The following is a 14,784-nucleotide window of genomic DNA, read 5'->3' as shown; positions in this document are numbered from 1 at the left end:
ATGAAAATTTATTCCCTACTTTTTTCACTGGTTTTCACCACATGTATTTTTGCGCAAGTAGGTATTGGTACTACAAACCCACAGGCACAGTTAGATGTAGTAACAGAGGCAACAGCAACATCTGAGCGTAAGGGTGTGCAAGTAGATGTTAATAGCACATCTGCTTCTACAACCCAAAGCACGTATTCATTACACTTAACAAACTCTAGTACACCTGCAATAGGTGGTGCTGCAGCAAAATTTGGTATTTATAATAATGTTTCTGGTGCTGGAACTGCCAATCGCTATGGGATTTATACTGAGGTTTTTAAGCCAGGTACAGGAGCAACTACAACAGATATGTATGGTGTTTATGCTGAACTAGGACTATCTACAGGTGTTAACAGTAATAGTTATGGTTTGTATGCGGATATAACAAATGCAGGTAATACAGCCAATGTTTTTGGAGTATACAGTACTGTTGATGGTTCTGCTGCTAATAACGATATTTATTCTGGTTATTTTATTGGTGGTAAGTTTTCTATCGGTCAAACAACAACTGATAACTATATCTTACCTGAGTCTAGAGGAACTGATGGACAGATAATGCAGACAGACGCTGCTGGAGTTGTTACTTGGGAAGATAATAATGATAACTCTTCTTTATCTGTAGTTAGGGTGAATAGGTCTGCAAATCAGAATTTTACTGCTAGTGTAGGAACATGGCAAAAAATAAGTTTTGATTCAGAAGTTTTTGATACTAACGGAGAGTTTGACTCTGCTATGGACTACAGATTTACTGCAACTGAAGCTGGTTATTACAAAATTAACGCAGGTTTTCACACATTAGCACAATCTAACACCAATTATTATGGTATAGCTGTTTTTGTTAACGGCACTATTTATCAAGAGTCAACACATAATCATCATAGTGTTGGTGATGTTGTAAGGTCTGTTAACTGTATTGTTGAATTAGCTGCATCTGGTTATGTTGAAATTTTTGTAAGAACAGATACTAGTAATATTACCATTGATGGTTTTAGTGGAAAAACCTACTTTGAAATTGAACAAATAAAAAGTAATTAATCAAAACTTTGCATTTCTACAAGTTTCTTGTAAACGCCATTTTTTGCAATTAATTCAGAGTGTGTACCTTGTTCAGCAATTTCACCTTTTTGCATTACCACAATTAAGTTTGCATTTTGAATAGTAGATAGTCTATGTGCAATAACAATAGATGTTCTGTTCTTCATCATATTCTCTAATGCATCTTGAACTAAGCGTTCACTTTCTGTATCTAATGCAGAAGTAGCTTCATCTAAAATCATGATTGGAGGATTTTTCAGTACTGCACGCGCAATACTCAAACGTTGTTTTTGCCCTCCAGAAAGTTTTCCGCCACCATCACCTATATTAGTTTCTATACCGAGTGGCAAGTCCTTTACAAATTCCCAGGCATTAGCAATTTTTAGTGCCTCCATAATTTCTTGTTCAGAAGCATCCTCTTTTCCAATTTTTAAGTTATTTGCTACTGTGTCATTGAATAAAATAGAATCTTGGTTTACAAGTCCCATCAAACCTCTTAGAGATTTTTTTGATAGATTTTTGATGTTAATACCATCAACCAAAATGTTACCTTTATTTACATCATAAAACCTAGTTACAAGATTAGCTATGGTACTTTTGCCACTACCAGATTGTCCAACCAATGCAACAGTTTTTCCTTTGGGAACGTTTAAATTAAAGTTCTTGAGTACGTAATCATTTTCATATTTAAACGAAATATTATCGATAACTATCTTGTCCTCAAAATTACTTTTTTCAACAGGATTGTCTATTTCACTTATTGTGTTTTCTGTTTCTAAAAACTCTAAAATCCTATTAGCTGCACCATTTCCTCGTTTTACACTATAACTACCTTTGGCAATTGCCTTGGCAGGAGTTAGAATATTATATGCTAATGTTATATATCCAACAAAGAAACTAGCGTCCATTGTCTTATCTACAAAAACAAGGTAGCCACCATATACAAGTAATATTCCTATGACTATAATTCCTAAAAGTTCACTTACCGGAGAAGCTAAGTTTTGACGGTTAAGAAGTCGGTTAGAATATTTGTAAAACTTATCATTACTGTTTTCAAACTTTTTTGAAAACATGTTTTCTACATTAAATGCTTTAACAATGCGAAGTCCACCCATTGTTTCTTCCAAGATAGACAAGAGTACACCTTGTTCATTTTGAACTTTTAATGATCCTTTTTTTAGAGATTTTCCAATTTTAGAGATAATAATTCCTGAAATAGGTATAAAGATTAAAACAAATAGGGTTAGTTTTAAACTTAAAATTAGCATTGTGATTAGAGAAAACAAGATAGTGAGTGGTTCTCTTACAATCATTTCAAGTATTGCTAAGAAAGAATTTCTTACCTCATTAACATCTGCACTAACTCTAGACATGGTGTCACCTTTTGTTTTTTCTGAATAGAAAGCAAGTGGAAGTGTTACGATTTTGTGAAACAAACTGTTTCTAATGTCCTTAAGCACACCGTTTCTTAAAAATGTAATAAAGTACATCGCTAAGTAATTTGATAAATTTTTGAGTAAGAACATACTTATAATAATTGTTACCATCATCATAAGAACCTTAAAATCACCATACTTATCAATACGATCTGTTATAAAGTAATTTAAATAATTTTCACCAAATTCTTGAGCTTTAAAAAAACCTTCCCATTGTGGTTTTTGCGTTACTACACGTTGGTCACTAAATATTACTTTAAATACGGGAATAAGAGCTACAAAAGATAGTGTGCTAAATAAAGCATACAGTATGTTGAAAAATATATTAAGGTATGCGTACTTTTTATAAGGTAGCGCAAAGGGTATTAATTTTTTTATGTAATCCATGTACTATAAATTCATATCCTTAAGGATAGCATCAATCTTACTTTCCAATAACTGCTCCGTTTCTTTAAAAGCAGACACATTGTCAAGATCTGTATTAACACTTATATAGAATTTAATTTTAGGCTCTGTACCACTTGGTCTAAGAGCAATCTTACTACCTTCTTCTGTATAGTAGATTAATACATTAGACTTTGGTACATCTATAGTCGTTTCTTCTAAAGTTTGAAGGTTTTTAGAAATTGAAGTTTGGTAATCTTCAATAAGCACCACTTTTTCTCCATTAATTTCTTTTAAAGGATTGTTTCTGGCATCAACCATCATTTGCTTAATTTCTGCAGCACCTTCTATACCTTTTTTAGTAAGCGATATTAATCGCTCTTTAAAGAAACCATGCTTAACATATAGATCTATTAGTTTTTCGTATAAAGTTTTGCCTTCTGCTTTAGCTTGTGCAGCAATTTCGCAAGCTAAGAGGGTAGAGGTTACAGCATCTTTATCTCTCACAAAATCACCGACCATAAAACCAAAACTTTCTTCACCACCACCAATAAAATCTTGTTCAGGGAAGTCTTTTATCATTTTGGCAATCCATTTAAAACCTGTTAAGCCAATTTTGCATTCTACATCGTAAGCGTTGGCTAAAACAGACATCATTGGAGTAGAAACAATTGTAGAACCTACAAACTGATTTCCATTTATTTTACCTTCTTTTTTCCATTGTTTTAAAAGGAAATCGGTCATTAAAACCATAGTCTGGTTACCGTTTAGAATAACCAATTCGTTTTCTAGGTTTCTTACCACAACACCTAATCTGTCGCAATCTGGATCTGTACCAATAACAATATCTCCATCTACTTTTTCTGCCAATTCCATAGCCATTTTTAAGGCTTCTGGCTCTTCTGGATTTGGTGAAACCACAGTAGGGAAATCTCCGTTAGGATCTTTCTGTTCTTCAACAATATTTACATTAGTATAACCAGCACGTTTTAACGTTTCGGGTATTGCCATGATAGATGTGCCATGAAGCGATGTGAAAACGATGTTTAAATTTTCTTTAGCCTCTGAAGATGTATTAAAGCTTCCATTTTTAATAGATGAATTAATAAATACATCGTCAACATCCTTGCCTATATATTGAATTAAATCTGTATTCGCATCAAACTTAATCTCAGAATAATCTAACTTGTTTATTTCTGCTATAATTTCTCCATCTTGTGGCGGAACTAATTGTCCACCATCTTGCCAGTACACTTTATAGCCATTATATTCTGGTGGATTATGAGATGCGGTTAAAACAATTCCACAATGACAACCTAAATGTTTAAGTGTAAAAGATAGCTCTGGTGTAGGTCTTAAGTCTTCAAATAAATAAACCTGAATACCATTAGCAGAAAATACATCAGCAACCACTTTGCCAAAGGTGTTACTATTGTGTCTACAATCGTAAGCAATAGCTACTTTTACTTGTTCACTAGAAAAAACCTGATTTAAATAATTGCTAAGACCTTGTGTGTTTTTTCCTAGTGTATATTTATTAATACGGTTGGTGCCAAGACCCATTATACCACGCATTCCGCCAGTACCAAATTCTAAATTTTTATAAAAACTTTCTTCCAATCCTTTTGGGTCAGAAGCAATCATATTTTTAATTTGATCTTGAGTTTCTTCGTCAAAAGATGATGTTAACCAAGTGTTTACGCGTTCTAATATTTCTGGTTTTATATAAATCATAGGTAAAAATAATTGTTATACAAATGTAAAAAAACTTGGGCATGCACAATTGAATCTAAATAGATTATTGCATGTTATTCAGAAACATTTAATGCTTCCTTAATGTAATAACGTTGCTGTTGACGTTTAGATCGTAAAATAAGTTCTCCCAAAAAGCCTGCTATAAATAATTGCGATCCTATAATCATTGTTGATAGTGCAATGTAAAATTGTGGTCTATCCGTTATGAGCCTTCCTGTTGGATTAAAGAATAGTTTATCTAAGCCTAAATAAAAAGCAAATCCAAAACCAATGATAAACATTACAACACCAAGAGCACCAAAAAGATGCATAGGACGTTTACCAAAGCGCGAAACAAACCAAATAGTAATAAGGTCTAAAAATCCATTGATAAAACGATTCATTCCAAATTTAGTGTGTCCATATTTTCTGGCTTGGTGTTTTACAATTTTTTCACCAATGTTAGTGAAGCCAGCATTTTTGGCCAAAACAGGAATGTAGCGATGCATCTCGCCATAAACATCAATATGTTTTACAACAGTGTTGCTGTAAGCTTTAAGTCCACAGTTAAAATCGTGAAGTTTCACACCAGAAGTGCGTCTTGCAGCCCAATTAAAAAGTTTAGAGGGTAGGTTTTTTGTAATTACGGAGTCGAAACGTTTCTTTTTCCAGCCAGAAACAAGGTCAAAACCTTTATTGGTTATCATGTCGTATAACTCAGGAATTTCATCAGGATTATCTTGTAAATCTGCATCCATAGTTATAACAACACCTCCTTTGGCAGCCGCAAAACCAGCATGTAAAGCCTGAGATTTCCCAAAGTTTTTTAAAAAACGAATTCCTTTTACATTGGTATTGGCTTCAGCAAGTTGCGAAATCACTTTCCAAGAATTATCAGTACTACCATCGTCTATAAATAGAATTTCATAAGAAAACGAATTGGATTGCATCACAGATACAATCCAATCGTGTAATTCTTTTAAAGATTCTTCTTCGTTAAGTAGTGGTATAACTACTGATATATTCATATTTTTAAAGGTCTAATTTATAGACTTCAAAAATAAACGAAATTATTTAAGCAGCGTTAGGGTCTGACTTTTTAACTACTAACGCTACAATTAAACCTACAACACTAAATCCAATAAGTTGGTATGCGATAGATTTTAATGAGTTCGACACAGTAAAAAAGCTTCCCTGAGCTTCCAACTGTTTAAGAGCCTCATCTATTGATTCTTGAGGTGCTCCCCAATTCTCCATCATTCTTAGTTGAGATTCTACAATTTTTTCTTGAAGTACTGTAGCCGCTTCTGGATCTACAAAATTAAAAATAACTAAACCGACAAGTGCAGGTATTACAATACCAATTGCAATAGTTAAGAAAAAAGCTGTAAATGCATCTTTAAATGTAATATAGCCACCCATAATACTTCTAGCTTTAACTGCCGAAATAATACCAAAAACAATTACCAACAGCATTTGGCCAATTCCAAACCACCATTTGGTAAATAAATCTAAATAAGCAGCATATCCAATTACTGTAAATGAAGTAAGAATCAATGCAAGATATAAGCCGTATTGAGTTGCAGAGGATTTAAAAGATTTTTCCATAATAAGGTTGATTTTATTAGTTAATTGTCTAGTTAGTACTCAAAGATACTAAATTGTTACACTAAAAGGTGAAATAAAAATTTTGAAAAAGATTGTAGAATTATAAAATTTGCTTAAATTTGCACCTCGAAAAAATCGAAATTATTTAAAGTATATAGCGATGAAAGCAGGAATACATCCAGAAAATTATAGAGTAGTAGCATTTAAAGACATGTCTAACGACGAGGTATTTTTAACTAAGTCTACTGCAGAGACAAATGAAACTATTGAGGTTGATGGTGTTGAATATCCATTAGTAAAATTGGAAATTTCTAGAACTTCTCATCCTTACTACACTGGTAAATCTAAATTAGTAGATACAGCTGGTCGTATTGATAAATTTAAAAACAAATACGCTAAGTTTAAGAAATAATCTTAGTTGTTTAGATAAATTAAAAAGCCTTTCTTTTGTAGAAAGGCTTTTTTTATTTTTACATAAATTCAATTTAAAATGAACTACATACTTTTTGACGGACCGTACAGAGACAACCTCTTACCTTTTACATATACCAGACCTGTGGCAGACATTAGAGTAGGCATATTAACGATTCGTCAGAAATGGGAATCCTTTTTAGAATATACAACAACGACGGTAACTGAGGATTATTTGTCGGATAAGTTCCCAATGGTAGAAATGGAAGAAAACATAATGATTAATGCTTCTTTCTTGCCAAATACGGAAGTTGTTGAGCTAATTAAAAACTTAAGTGATAACCAAGCACTTTTTAAAGGTGAAGATGTTATTGCGTTTTTTGCCAAAGAAGGCGAGGAGGTGAGCGATTTTTCAAATTTTGAGGCTCTTGAATTTGAAGGTGACATATTAAAGATTGAAAACACTTGGGATATTTTTTCTAAGAATGGTGATGCTATAGAAGAGGATTTTAGTCTAATTACAAATGGACGAAAGTCTGAGCCGATTCCTGCAACTGTAAAAACCTTAAACCCTGAAAATATCTTTATTGAAAAAGGAGCAAAGCTCAATTTTGCAACGCTTAACGCAAGTTCAGGTCCAATATATATTGGTAAAGATGCAGAAATTATGGAAGGCACTGTTGTTAGAGGGCCTTTGGCGCTTTGTAATAACGCAACACTAAAATTAGCAACCAAAATATATGGACCAACTACAGTAGGACCACATAGTAAAGTGGGTGGCGAAGTAAACAACTCTGTAATTTTTGGTTTTTCCAATAAAGGACATGATGGTTTTTTAGGAAACTCGGTATTGGGTGAATGGTGTAATATAGGAGCAGATTCCAACAATAGCAATCTTAAAAACAACTATGCTGAAGTAAGACTCTGGAATTATCAAACAGGTGGCTTTGCTAAAACAGGTTTACAATTTTGTGGCTTAATGATGGGCGACCATAGCAAGTGTGGTATCAATACGATGTTTAATACTGGTACAGTTGTTGGAGTAAGTTCTAATATCTTTGGAAGTGGGTTTCCACGCAATTTCGTGCCAAGTTTTTCTTGGGGAGGCAGCAAAGGTTTTGTAACCTATAAAACTAACAAAGCATTTGAAGTGGCAGAAGTGGTTATGGCAAGAAGAAATGAAGAATTTACAGATAAAGATAAAGCCATTTTAGAGCACGTTTTTGAAGAGACAAAACAATACAGAAGGGAGTAACAATAAAATATTTACAAATGAAAACCAAATTTACCTTACTTATAGCTTTATTGAGTTTTACTTTCGGATTTTCACAAAGTGAAGATGTTGAAGTAAAAAAATTGAAGATTAATACAGAGTTAGATCATTTTGCAGCTCGTGTGGTTGGTGATAAGGTGTTTTTTAGTCACAACCTTACAACAAAAAGAGGTCGGCCAATAAAAGATAAGTACGACGGTTTTATTTACATTATGTATGAAGCACCATTAAGTGAAGATGGAGAAATAAAAGACGAACAACCAATCGTAAAAACAGAATTAGGACGTTTCAATATGTCTTCGGCTACTTTCTCTAAAGACGGCAAGTATATGTACTTTACAACCAATCATCTTGATAAAGGTACTAACAAGTTAAAGGGTGTGGAGACCTATAACTTACAAATTCAGCGTGCCGAATATGAAGAAGGAAAAGGTTGGACAAATTTTGAAACCTTACCATTCTGTGAGCCAGACAATAACTATGCACATCCTGCACTGAGTCCAGATGGAAATACACTTTATTTTATTGCAGATGTAAAAGGAACTAAAGGAAAATCAGATTTATATAAGGTTTCAGTTTCTAATCATGAAACTTATGGTGAAGTGACAAGTTTAGGGGAAAATATCAATTCATCACGGACTGAAATATTCCCGTTTGTGAGCTCAGATAACAAACTGTATTTTACTTCGGATAGAAGAGGTGGTAAAGGCGGTTTAGATATTTATGTTTACGATTTAGATTCTGATGATTCAGAACAAGAACCAAAATCCTTAGAAGAGCCTATAAACAGTAGAGGAGACGACTTTTCTTTTTTCTTAAATGATGATCTTACTACAGGTTACATTTCATCAAGACGTTATAAAGGTGAAGGCGGTGATGATTTGTATTATTTTGAGAAGTTTTAATTATAACCTACAGGTATATTAATCTTAACTATAGAAATTATTTAGAACTGTTCAATCCTAAAAAAATAATATATTAGAATCTAATATCTAGATGTCTAGTGTATAAGTTATTCTCAAATACTTTATATTTTTCAATATTATTTTTTTCAATTTTGTTGATTGATATATTCGTCAAATCAAGTTTTGAAGGAATATCTTATCGTTTTATTACAAAAACTCTTGTAATGACTTCTTTGATTATTTATTATTTCTTAAATCAGAAAGAAGTAATAAAAAAACGGCTTATTTTCATGAACTTAGCACTTTTTAGTTTTCTATTGGGTGACATCTTTCTGTTATTGTACCAAAATTATACGTTGTATATCATTGGAATGGGGTTTTTTGTGCTAGGAAAATTATTTTATGCATTGAGGTTTTCTAATCAAAAAGATTTTAAACTATCAAGTTTGTTACCATTCATTATACTTTGTTTTGGGTTTATGCTGGTTTTAATGAATCTTATCTATGATAATCTCGGCAATTTTTTCATACCAGTTATGGTTTATTTATTCTCATGTCTTATAGTAACTATGTTTTCCTTTTTAAGGAAGGATGAAGTTAATTTTAGTAGTTATATCCTTGTTTTAATAGGTATAGCATTTACTATTATTAGTGATACCATTGCTGTTTTACAAGAATTCTATATGCCAGATATGGCTTACCATAAAGTTACAATTATGTTTTTTTATGGTTTGTCTCAATATTTTATTGTAATTGGTATAGTAAGGGAGAATAATACTTTAATTTTTGATAAATAATCAATTTTTATAAACGGATTTTAATTCCAACAAATTAGTAGCATTTATCCCTAATCCTTTTACCTCTTTTCTAGTAAAACGTACTACTTCGTCATAAAACATAGGTACTACAGGTGCTGTACTCATTACCAAAGAATCCATTTTAGTATAAAGATTAGCTCTAATTTCTGGATCTGTTTCTAGGTAGGAGGCTTCGTATATCGTGTCAAATTCTTTACTAGAATAATGTGTGTAATTTGGTCCATTTGGCGCAAAGTTCTTACTGTAATAAAGTGATAGGTAATTTTCAGCATCAGGATAATCGGCAACCCAACTCGCTCTAAAAAAATCGAGTTGACCGTTAGCCTTAGCGTCTTTTAAACTCGAAGCAGGAATTACATCCACATTAACATTAATACCAATTTTCTGAATTTCACGTTGAATAAATTCACAAAAACTTAAATAGTTGCTCGTAGTTGTTAAGGTCACTTCTGGATTTTGGATACCAGTTTCAGATTTAAATTCTAAAACTAATTGTTTTGCTTTTTCGGGTTGATAGGTAAAACCGATAGTATCATCAAAACCGGGTAATCCTTTTGGGATAAAGCCACCAGTTGCAGGTATACCAATGCCGTTTCGCAAATAAGTAATCATCTTGGTTCTGTCAAAACCAAGATTAATAGCTTGTCTTAATTTTAAAGCCTGAATTTCTTCAACCTCAGTTTCCATAAAGAATGCTAGATATTCAGTGTTGAGATAAGGACCTCTAATCATATTTACGTCATCAGCGTAAAGCTTTCTGAGTTTGCCTTCAGCGGTTAAAATTTCATCCTTATATGAGGCATCCAAACCAGAAACAAAATCGATATTGCCTTGAGCAAATTGTAAAAATTCACTTTGCTTATCTGGTAAAAATGTAATAGCTACGGCTTCAAGATATGGTAGTTGTTTTCCCTTTTTGTCGGTTTCAAAATAATTGTTATTGCGTCTAAAAACCAGCTTTACATTTTCTTCCCAGCGCTTAAATTTAAAAGGACCAGTGCCAATAGGGTTAGATCTAAAATCACTACCATAATGTTCCACAATTTCTTTAGGAACCACAGAACAATATTTCATGGTGAGTAGCCCTAAAAATGCAGGAAAAGGTTGCTTTAATTTAATCTGAAATGTAGAATCATTTAAAGCAGTGTAGCTTTCTACTTTTTTAAGAACCCAACTTCCAGGTGAAGCTAGTTTTTCGTCTTTAAGTCTGTTAAAACTATATTCAAAATCAGATGCATTAACTGTTCTTGTTGAGTCTTTACTAAACAAGTGGTGTTTATGGAAATACACATCTTTTCTAAGGGTAAAGCTGTAAGTTTTGGCACTGTCAGTAACCACCCAGTTTTTAGCAATACAAGGTTTTACATTGAGTTGGTCATCCATTTGTACCAAACCATTAAATAATTGATGTGTCGCCCAAATATCTGCATTGTCTTTTGAAAAAGCAGGATCTAAAGAGCCTATGTTTTTATGCTCATTGTACCTAAAAACCAATCGGTCATTATTTTCATTCTCTTTAGATGAACACGAAAACAAGGTAATACTTAAAAATAAGAGTTTGAATAATAGGGTTTTACTAGGTTTTTGCATCTAATTAATATGTTGTAAATTTGCCAACTTGGTAAAAATACAAGAATGAACCCAACTAAAAAAGTCGCATTTTATACTTTAGGTTGTAAGCTTAACTTCTCTGAAACTTCTACAATAGCAAGAAGTTTTAAAGACGAAGGTTTTGCACGTGTAGACTTTAGTGAAGAAGCTGATATTTATGTGATTAATACGTGTTCTGTAACAGAGAATGCAGACAAGCGTTTTAAGACTATAGTAAAGCAAGCGCAAAAGGTAAATCCAGATGCGTTTGTGGCTGCAATAGGTTGCTACGCTCAGCTAAAACCAGAAGAACTTGCGGATGTTGATGGAGTAGATTTGGTATTGGGTGCAACAGAAAAGTTTAAAATTACCGATTATCTAAACGATTTAACCAAAAATGATTTTGGAGAGGTACACAGTTGTGAAATACAGGAAGCCGACTTTTATGTAGGTAGTTATTCAATTGGTGATAGAACCAGAGCATTTCTAAAGGTGCAAGACGGTTGCGATTACAAATGTACTTATTGCACAATTCCACTAGCAAGAGGGATTTCTCGAAGTGATACTATGGACAATGTTCTTAAAAACGCTCGTGAAATCTCTGAGCAAAACATAAAAGAAATCGTCTTAACAGGTGTCAATATCGGTGATTATGGTAAGGGTGAATTTGGAAACAAAAAGCACGAGCATACTTTCTTAGATTTGGTTACCGAATTAGATAAAGTAGAAGGTATTGAGCGTTTAAGAATTTCCTCTATAGAGCCTAATTTATTGAAGAATGAAACCATAGAATTGGTTTCAAAATCTCGAGCATTTGTTCCTCATTTTCATGTGCCATTACAAAGTGGTAGCAACGATATTCTAAAAAAGATGAAACGTCGTTACATGCGAGAGTTGTATGTAGATCGTGTTTCAAAAATAAAGGAAGTGATGCCACACGCTTGTATTGGTGTTGATGTCATTGTTGGTTTTCCAGGTGAAACAGATGACCATTTTTTAGAAACTTATAACTTCTTAAATGAGTTAGACATATCGTATCTACATGTATTTACTTACTCTGAGCGCGATAATACTGAAGCTGCAAGTATGGATGGAGTAGTGCCTAAAAATATTAGATCAAAGCGTAGCAAAATGCTTCGAGGTCTTTCTGCTAAAAAAAGAAGAGCTTTTTACGAGAAACAATTAGGTACTGAAAGAACCGTTTTGTTTGAAGGTGAAAATAAAGAAGGCTACATTCATGGCTTTACCGAAAACTATGTAAAAGTCAAAGCACCTTGGAATCCAGAATTGGTTAATACTCTACACGAAGTAGAGTTGACCAAAATAGATGAAGATGGACTGGTAAGGTTTGATTTTGTTAAAGAGCTTACTACATAAAAAAAACCGAAACTGATGCGTTTCGGTTTTTATTTTTACTATTTCTTTTTCAAATTATATGCGGATACCAACAGGTAGCATGCGCTTATATTTTCTATTACTTCTTACAAATTTTGCAATTTCAGGACTAGTTGGTACTACACTGATGTTTCTTTCTTTAATATCATCAAACACCATTGCCAAAAACTCTTTTTCAAATTCAATAGATTTGATAGATGAAGGAATCACCATTTTGGTCAAGAATATTTTGCGTTCTTGCAAAGAATACTCTATAACAGCCATATCATCTTCAACCTTTAATTCGTATTGACGCAGAAAGTCATTATCAATCAATTCAGCAGTTTCAGTCATAATTTTCTTTGTTTTAAGTTAGCGGTTGGCAAGTAGATACTATATTTGATATAGTTTTGCAGTGCAAAGGTACAAAAAATCGACGTAAGTTTTAAGTTAAGGTTGTTAAAACGTTAAATTATAAGTCTTTAAAACTTTAGATGTAAGTATCAATTTAAATTTATACAGTAAAGTATTGTTATGACCTCAGATATTACACATGTTTATTTAATGCCAGGAATGGCAGCTAATCCATCAATTTTTGAACATATAAAACTACCCGAAGACCACTATAAAATTCATTGGTTAGAATGGCAAATACCTAATAAAGATGAAACTTTAGAGGACTATGCTAAACGCATGTGTAAATTTATTGAATATGATAATTCAGTTTTATTAGGTGTTTCATTTGGTGGAATGTTAGTGCAAGAAATGAGTAAGTTTTTAAATCTTAAACGGCTTTTTGTTGTGTCTAGCGTAAAATCTCATCACGAGCTACCAAAGCGTTTAAAACTGCTAAAATATACCAAAGCCTATAAGATTTTACCAACGCGATTAGTAGGTAATATTGACCTTTTGGCAAAATACGCCTTAGGAGAAACGATTAAAAAACGTGTGGACTTGTATAAAAAATATCTATCGGTAAATGATACTGTATATCTAGATTGGGCCATTAAACAAGTAGTATGTTGGGAACAAGAAGAACCGCATCCTGATGCTATTTATATTCATGGAGATAAGGATATGGTATTTCCACATTCCTGCTCAGGTAACTGTATCATTATCAAAGGCGGAACACATATTATGATAATAAATAAATATAAATGGTTTAACGAAAATTTACCAAAACTTATAGAGTCTGGTATTTGAAAGAGTTCAACAGATTACTTACATTTATAAAAAATATTAATTGTATGAAGACTTTAAAAAATATATTAGCGGCTGTAGGGCTTGTGTGCGTATCGGGATTATTTATTTTTTCTATGCAGAAAGCACCTTCAGATGAAACTATTGGTAAAGAAGATCCTTTAGTTAACGATTATAACGTCTATGCCTTAGAAATGCCAGAAGGCTTAAACTTTGCAGGAGAAATGGTACCTGTTGAAAATCCAGACATTTATGAGCGAATGGATAGAGAGCTTTTAGTCAATACCTATTGGCAATCTAATGGTTTGTTAATGTTTAAACGTGCACAAAAGTATTTTCCTGTTATAGAGCCAATCCTCAAAAAGAATGGAGTGCCAGATGATTTTAAGTATTTGGCAGTTATAGAAAGTGGTTTAACAAATGCAGTTTCTCCAGCTGGTGCAAGGGGTTTTTGGCAGATTATGAAAGCTACTGGCAGAGAAAATGGATTAGAAGTAAACTCTAATGTTGATGAGCGTTATAACTTAGAAATGGCAACAGAGGTCGCTTGTAGATATTTAAAGAAAGCAAAAGAACAATTAGGATCTTGGACATTAGCTGCTGCAGCTTATAATGCAGGTAATGCTGGGATTTCAAGGCGCTTAAAAGATCAAGGTGTGAATAACTATTATGACTTATTACTTAGTGAAGAAACAGGTCGTTATATGTTTAGAATTGTAGCGTTAAAAGAAATTTTAAATAATCCTTCTAAGTACGGATTTAATTTCAACAAGAGTGATTTATACAAATTCATACCAACATATAAAGTAGAAGTAGATACTGCAGTTACTGATTTTTCACAGTTTGCAAAACGATTTGGGATTAATTACAAAATACTAAAGATTCATAATCCTTGGTTAAGAGAAGCACATCTTAACAATAAAACTCGAAAATTGTATACTATAGAAATTCCTAAAGAAGGTTACTACACTGTACAGCCTTAATCT

14 protein-coding genes are annotated in these 14,784 nt (G+C 32.8%); 8 read left to right on the top strand and 6 right to left on the bottom strand.

Annotation, left to right across the window (positions count from 1 at the left end):
• Positions 1-1,065: a hypothetical protein gene (locus ACXAFS_RS10405; protein WP_475306806.1), complete on the top strand. Its 1,065-nt coding sequence runs from the start codon at positions 1-3 to the stop codon at positions 1,063-1,065.
• On the opposite strand, the gene ACXAFS_RS10400 is transcribed toward ACXAFS_RS10405, so the two are convergent.
• From ACXAFS_RS10400 to ACXAFS_RS10385, 4 genes are all read right to left on the bottom strand, one after another.
• Positions 1,062-2,888, bottom strand: a complete 1,827-nt coding sequence (locus tag ACXAFS_RS10400) for an ABC transporter ATP-binding protein (RefSeq protein ID WP_475306804.1) — start codon at positions 2,886-2,888, stop codon at positions 1,062-1,064. The genes ACXAFS_RS10405 and ACXAFS_RS10400 overlap by 4 nt on opposite strands.
• Before the next feature lie 3 nt (positions 2,889-2,891).
• Complete coding sequence (locus ACXAFS_RS10395) at positions 2,892-4,619, bottom strand: phospho-sugar mutase (protein ID WP_475306803.1); 1,728 nt, start codon at positions 4,617-4,619, stop codon at positions 2,892-2,894.
• A 74-nt stretch (positions 4,620-4,693) separates the two neighbouring features.
• On the bottom strand, positions 4,694-5,647 hold the full coding sequence (locus ACXAFS_RS10390) for a glycosyltransferase family 2 protein (RefSeq protein WP_475306802.1): 954 nt from the start codon (positions 5,645-5,647) through the stop codon (positions 4,694-4,696).
• A gap of 46 nt (positions 5,648-5,693) precedes the next feature.
• Positions 5,694-6,227: a DUF4199 domain-containing protein gene (locus ACXAFS_RS10385; RefSeq protein WP_475306800.1), complete on the bottom strand. Its 534-nt coding sequence runs from the start codon at positions 6,225-6,227 to the stop codon at positions 5,694-5,696.
• A 160-nt stretch (positions 6,228-6,387) separates the two neighbouring features.
• Between ACXAFS_RS10385 and ACXAFS_RS10380 the strand changes: the two genes are divergently transcribed.
• The 4 genes from ACXAFS_RS10380 to ACXAFS_RS10365 all read left to right on the top strand — a co-directional run bounded on the left by ACXAFS_RS10380 (position 6,388) and on the right by ACXAFS_RS10365 (position 9,613).
• A complete protein-coding gene (locus ACXAFS_RS10380) occupies positions 6,388-6,639 on the top strand; it encodes a type B 50S ribosomal protein L31 (protein ID WP_138434286.1) in 252 nt (83 codons plus the stop codon).
• Between the two features lie 78 nt (positions 6,640-6,717).
• Complete coding sequence (locus tag ACXAFS_RS10375; protein WP_475306799.1) at positions 6,718-7,893, top strand: GlmU family protein; 1,176 nt, start codon at positions 6,718-6,720, stop codon at positions 7,891-7,893.
• A 17-nt stretch (positions 7,894-7,910) separates the two neighbouring features.
• The gene (locus tag ACXAFS_RS10370) at positions 7,911-8,816 is read left to right on the top strand and encodes a TolB family protein (protein WP_475306797.1); all 906 of its coding nucleotides are present in this window, start codon (positions 7,911-7,913) and stop codon (positions 8,814-8,816) included.
• Positions 8,817-8,914: 98 nt separating this feature from the next.
• Entirely contained in the window at positions 8,915-9,613 is a 699-nt protein-coding gene (locus ACXAFS_RS10365) for a lysoplasmalogenase (protein WP_475306796.1), read from the top strand.
• Here ACXAFS_RS10365 and ACXAFS_RS10360 read toward each other — a convergent pair whose 3' ends face one another.
• Complete coding sequence (locus ACXAFS_RS10360; protein ID WP_475306795.1) at positions 9,614-11,224, bottom strand: ABC transporter substrate-binding protein; 1,611 nt, start codon at positions 11,222-11,224, stop codon at positions 9,614-9,616. It lies immediately after the preceding gene.
• 45 nt (positions 11,225-11,269) lie between these two features.
• Here ACXAFS_RS10360 and mtaB point away from each other — a divergent pair, with 45 nt between their 5' ends.
• On the top strand, positions 11,270-12,601 hold the full coding sequence (gene mtaB / locus ACXAFS_RS10355) for a tRNA (N(6)-L-threonylcarbamoyladenosine(37)-C(2))-methylthiotransferase MtaB (protein WP_475306793.1): 1,332 nt from the start codon (positions 11,270-11,272) through the stop codon (positions 12,599-12,601).
• Between the two features lie 54 nt (positions 12,602-12,655).
• Here the strand turns inward: mtaB and ACXAFS_RS10350 are convergent, their stop codons facing one another.
• Positions 12,656-12,952 carry an N-acetyltransferase gene (locus ACXAFS_RS10350; RefSeq protein WP_475306792.1) on the bottom strand — a complete coding sequence of 99 codons (297 nt, stop codon included), beginning with the start codon at positions 12,950-12,952 and terminating at the stop codon, positions 12,656-12,658.
• 180 nt (positions 12,953-13,132) lie between these two features.
• On the opposite strand from ACXAFS_RS10350, the gene ACXAFS_RS10345 reads away from it, so the two are divergent.
• Both ACXAFS_RS10345 and ACXAFS_RS10340 read left to right on the top strand, forming a co-directional pair.
• A complete protein-coding gene (locus ACXAFS_RS10345) occupies positions 13,133-13,801 on the top strand; it encodes an alpha/beta hydrolase family protein (RefSeq protein WP_475306790.1) in 669 nt (222 codons plus the stop codon).
• Between the two features lie 44 nt (positions 13,802-13,845).
• Positions 13,846-14,781, top strand: coding sequence for a lytic transglycosylase domain-containing protein (locus ACXAFS_RS10340; protein WP_475306789.1), 936 nt, complete (start codon positions 13,846-13,848; stop codon positions 14,779-14,781).
• The last annotated feature ends 3 nt before the right edge of the window (positions 14,782-14,784 follow it).

The organism is Winogradskyella sp. ABM4_392, from assembly GCF_056160445.1.
The sequence above is the reverse complement of the archived record's forward strand: the minus strand, read 5'-3'. Positions and strand labels throughout refer to the sequence as shown.

Excerpts from the sequence above, each read along its gene's own strand:
- ACXAFS_RS10405 (WP_475306806.1), top strand. The coding sequence starts at position 1 with ATGAAAATTTATTCCCTACTTTTTTCACTGGTTTTCACCACATGTATT.
- ACXAFS_RS10400 (WP_475306804.1), bottom strand. The coding sequence starts at position 2,888 with ATGGATTACATAAAAAAATTAATACCCTTTGCGCTACCTTATAAAAAG.
- ACXAFS_RS10395 (WP_475306803.1), bottom strand. The coding sequence starts at position 4,619 with ATGATTTATATAAAACCAGAAATATTAGAACGCGTAAACACTTGGTTA.
- ACXAFS_RS10390 (WP_475306802.1), bottom strand. The coding sequence starts at position 5,647 with ATGAATATATCAGTAGTTATACCACTACTTAACGAAGAAGAATCTTTA.
- ACXAFS_RS10385 (WP_475306800.1), bottom strand. The coding sequence starts at position 6,227 with ATGGAAAAATCTTTTAAATCCTCTGCAACTCAATACGGCTTATATCTT.
- ACXAFS_RS10380 (WP_138434286.1), top strand. The coding sequence starts at position 6,388 with ATGAAAGCAGGAATACATCCAGAAAATTATAGAGTAGTAGCATTTAAA.
- ACXAFS_RS10375 (WP_475306799.1), top strand. The coding sequence starts at position 6,718 with ATGAACTACATACTTTTTGACGGACCGTACAGAGACAACCTCTTACCT.
- ACXAFS_RS10370 (WP_475306797.1), top strand. The coding sequence starts at position 7,911 with ATGAAAACCAAATTTACCTTACTTATAGCTTTATTGAGTTTTACTTTC.
- ACXAFS_RS10360 (WP_475306795.1), bottom strand. The coding sequence starts at position 11,224 with ATGCAAAAACCTAGTAAAACCCTATTATTCAAACTCTTATTTTTAAGT.
- mtaB (WP_475306793.1), top strand. The coding sequence starts at position 11,270 with ATGAACCCAACTAAAAAAGTCGCATTTTATACTTTAGGTTGTAAGCTT.
- ACXAFS_RS10350 (WP_475306792.1), bottom strand. The coding sequence starts at position 12,952 with ATGACTGAAACTGCTGAATTGATTGATAATGACTTTCTGCGTCAATAC.
- ACXAFS_RS10345 (WP_475306790.1), top strand. The coding sequence starts at position 13,133 with ATGACCTCAGATATTACACATGTTTATTTAATGCCAGGAATGGCAGCT.
- ACXAFS_RS10340 (WP_475306789.1), top strand. The coding sequence starts at position 13,846 with ATGAAGACTTTAAAAAATATATTAGCGGCTGTAGGGCTTGTGTGCGTA.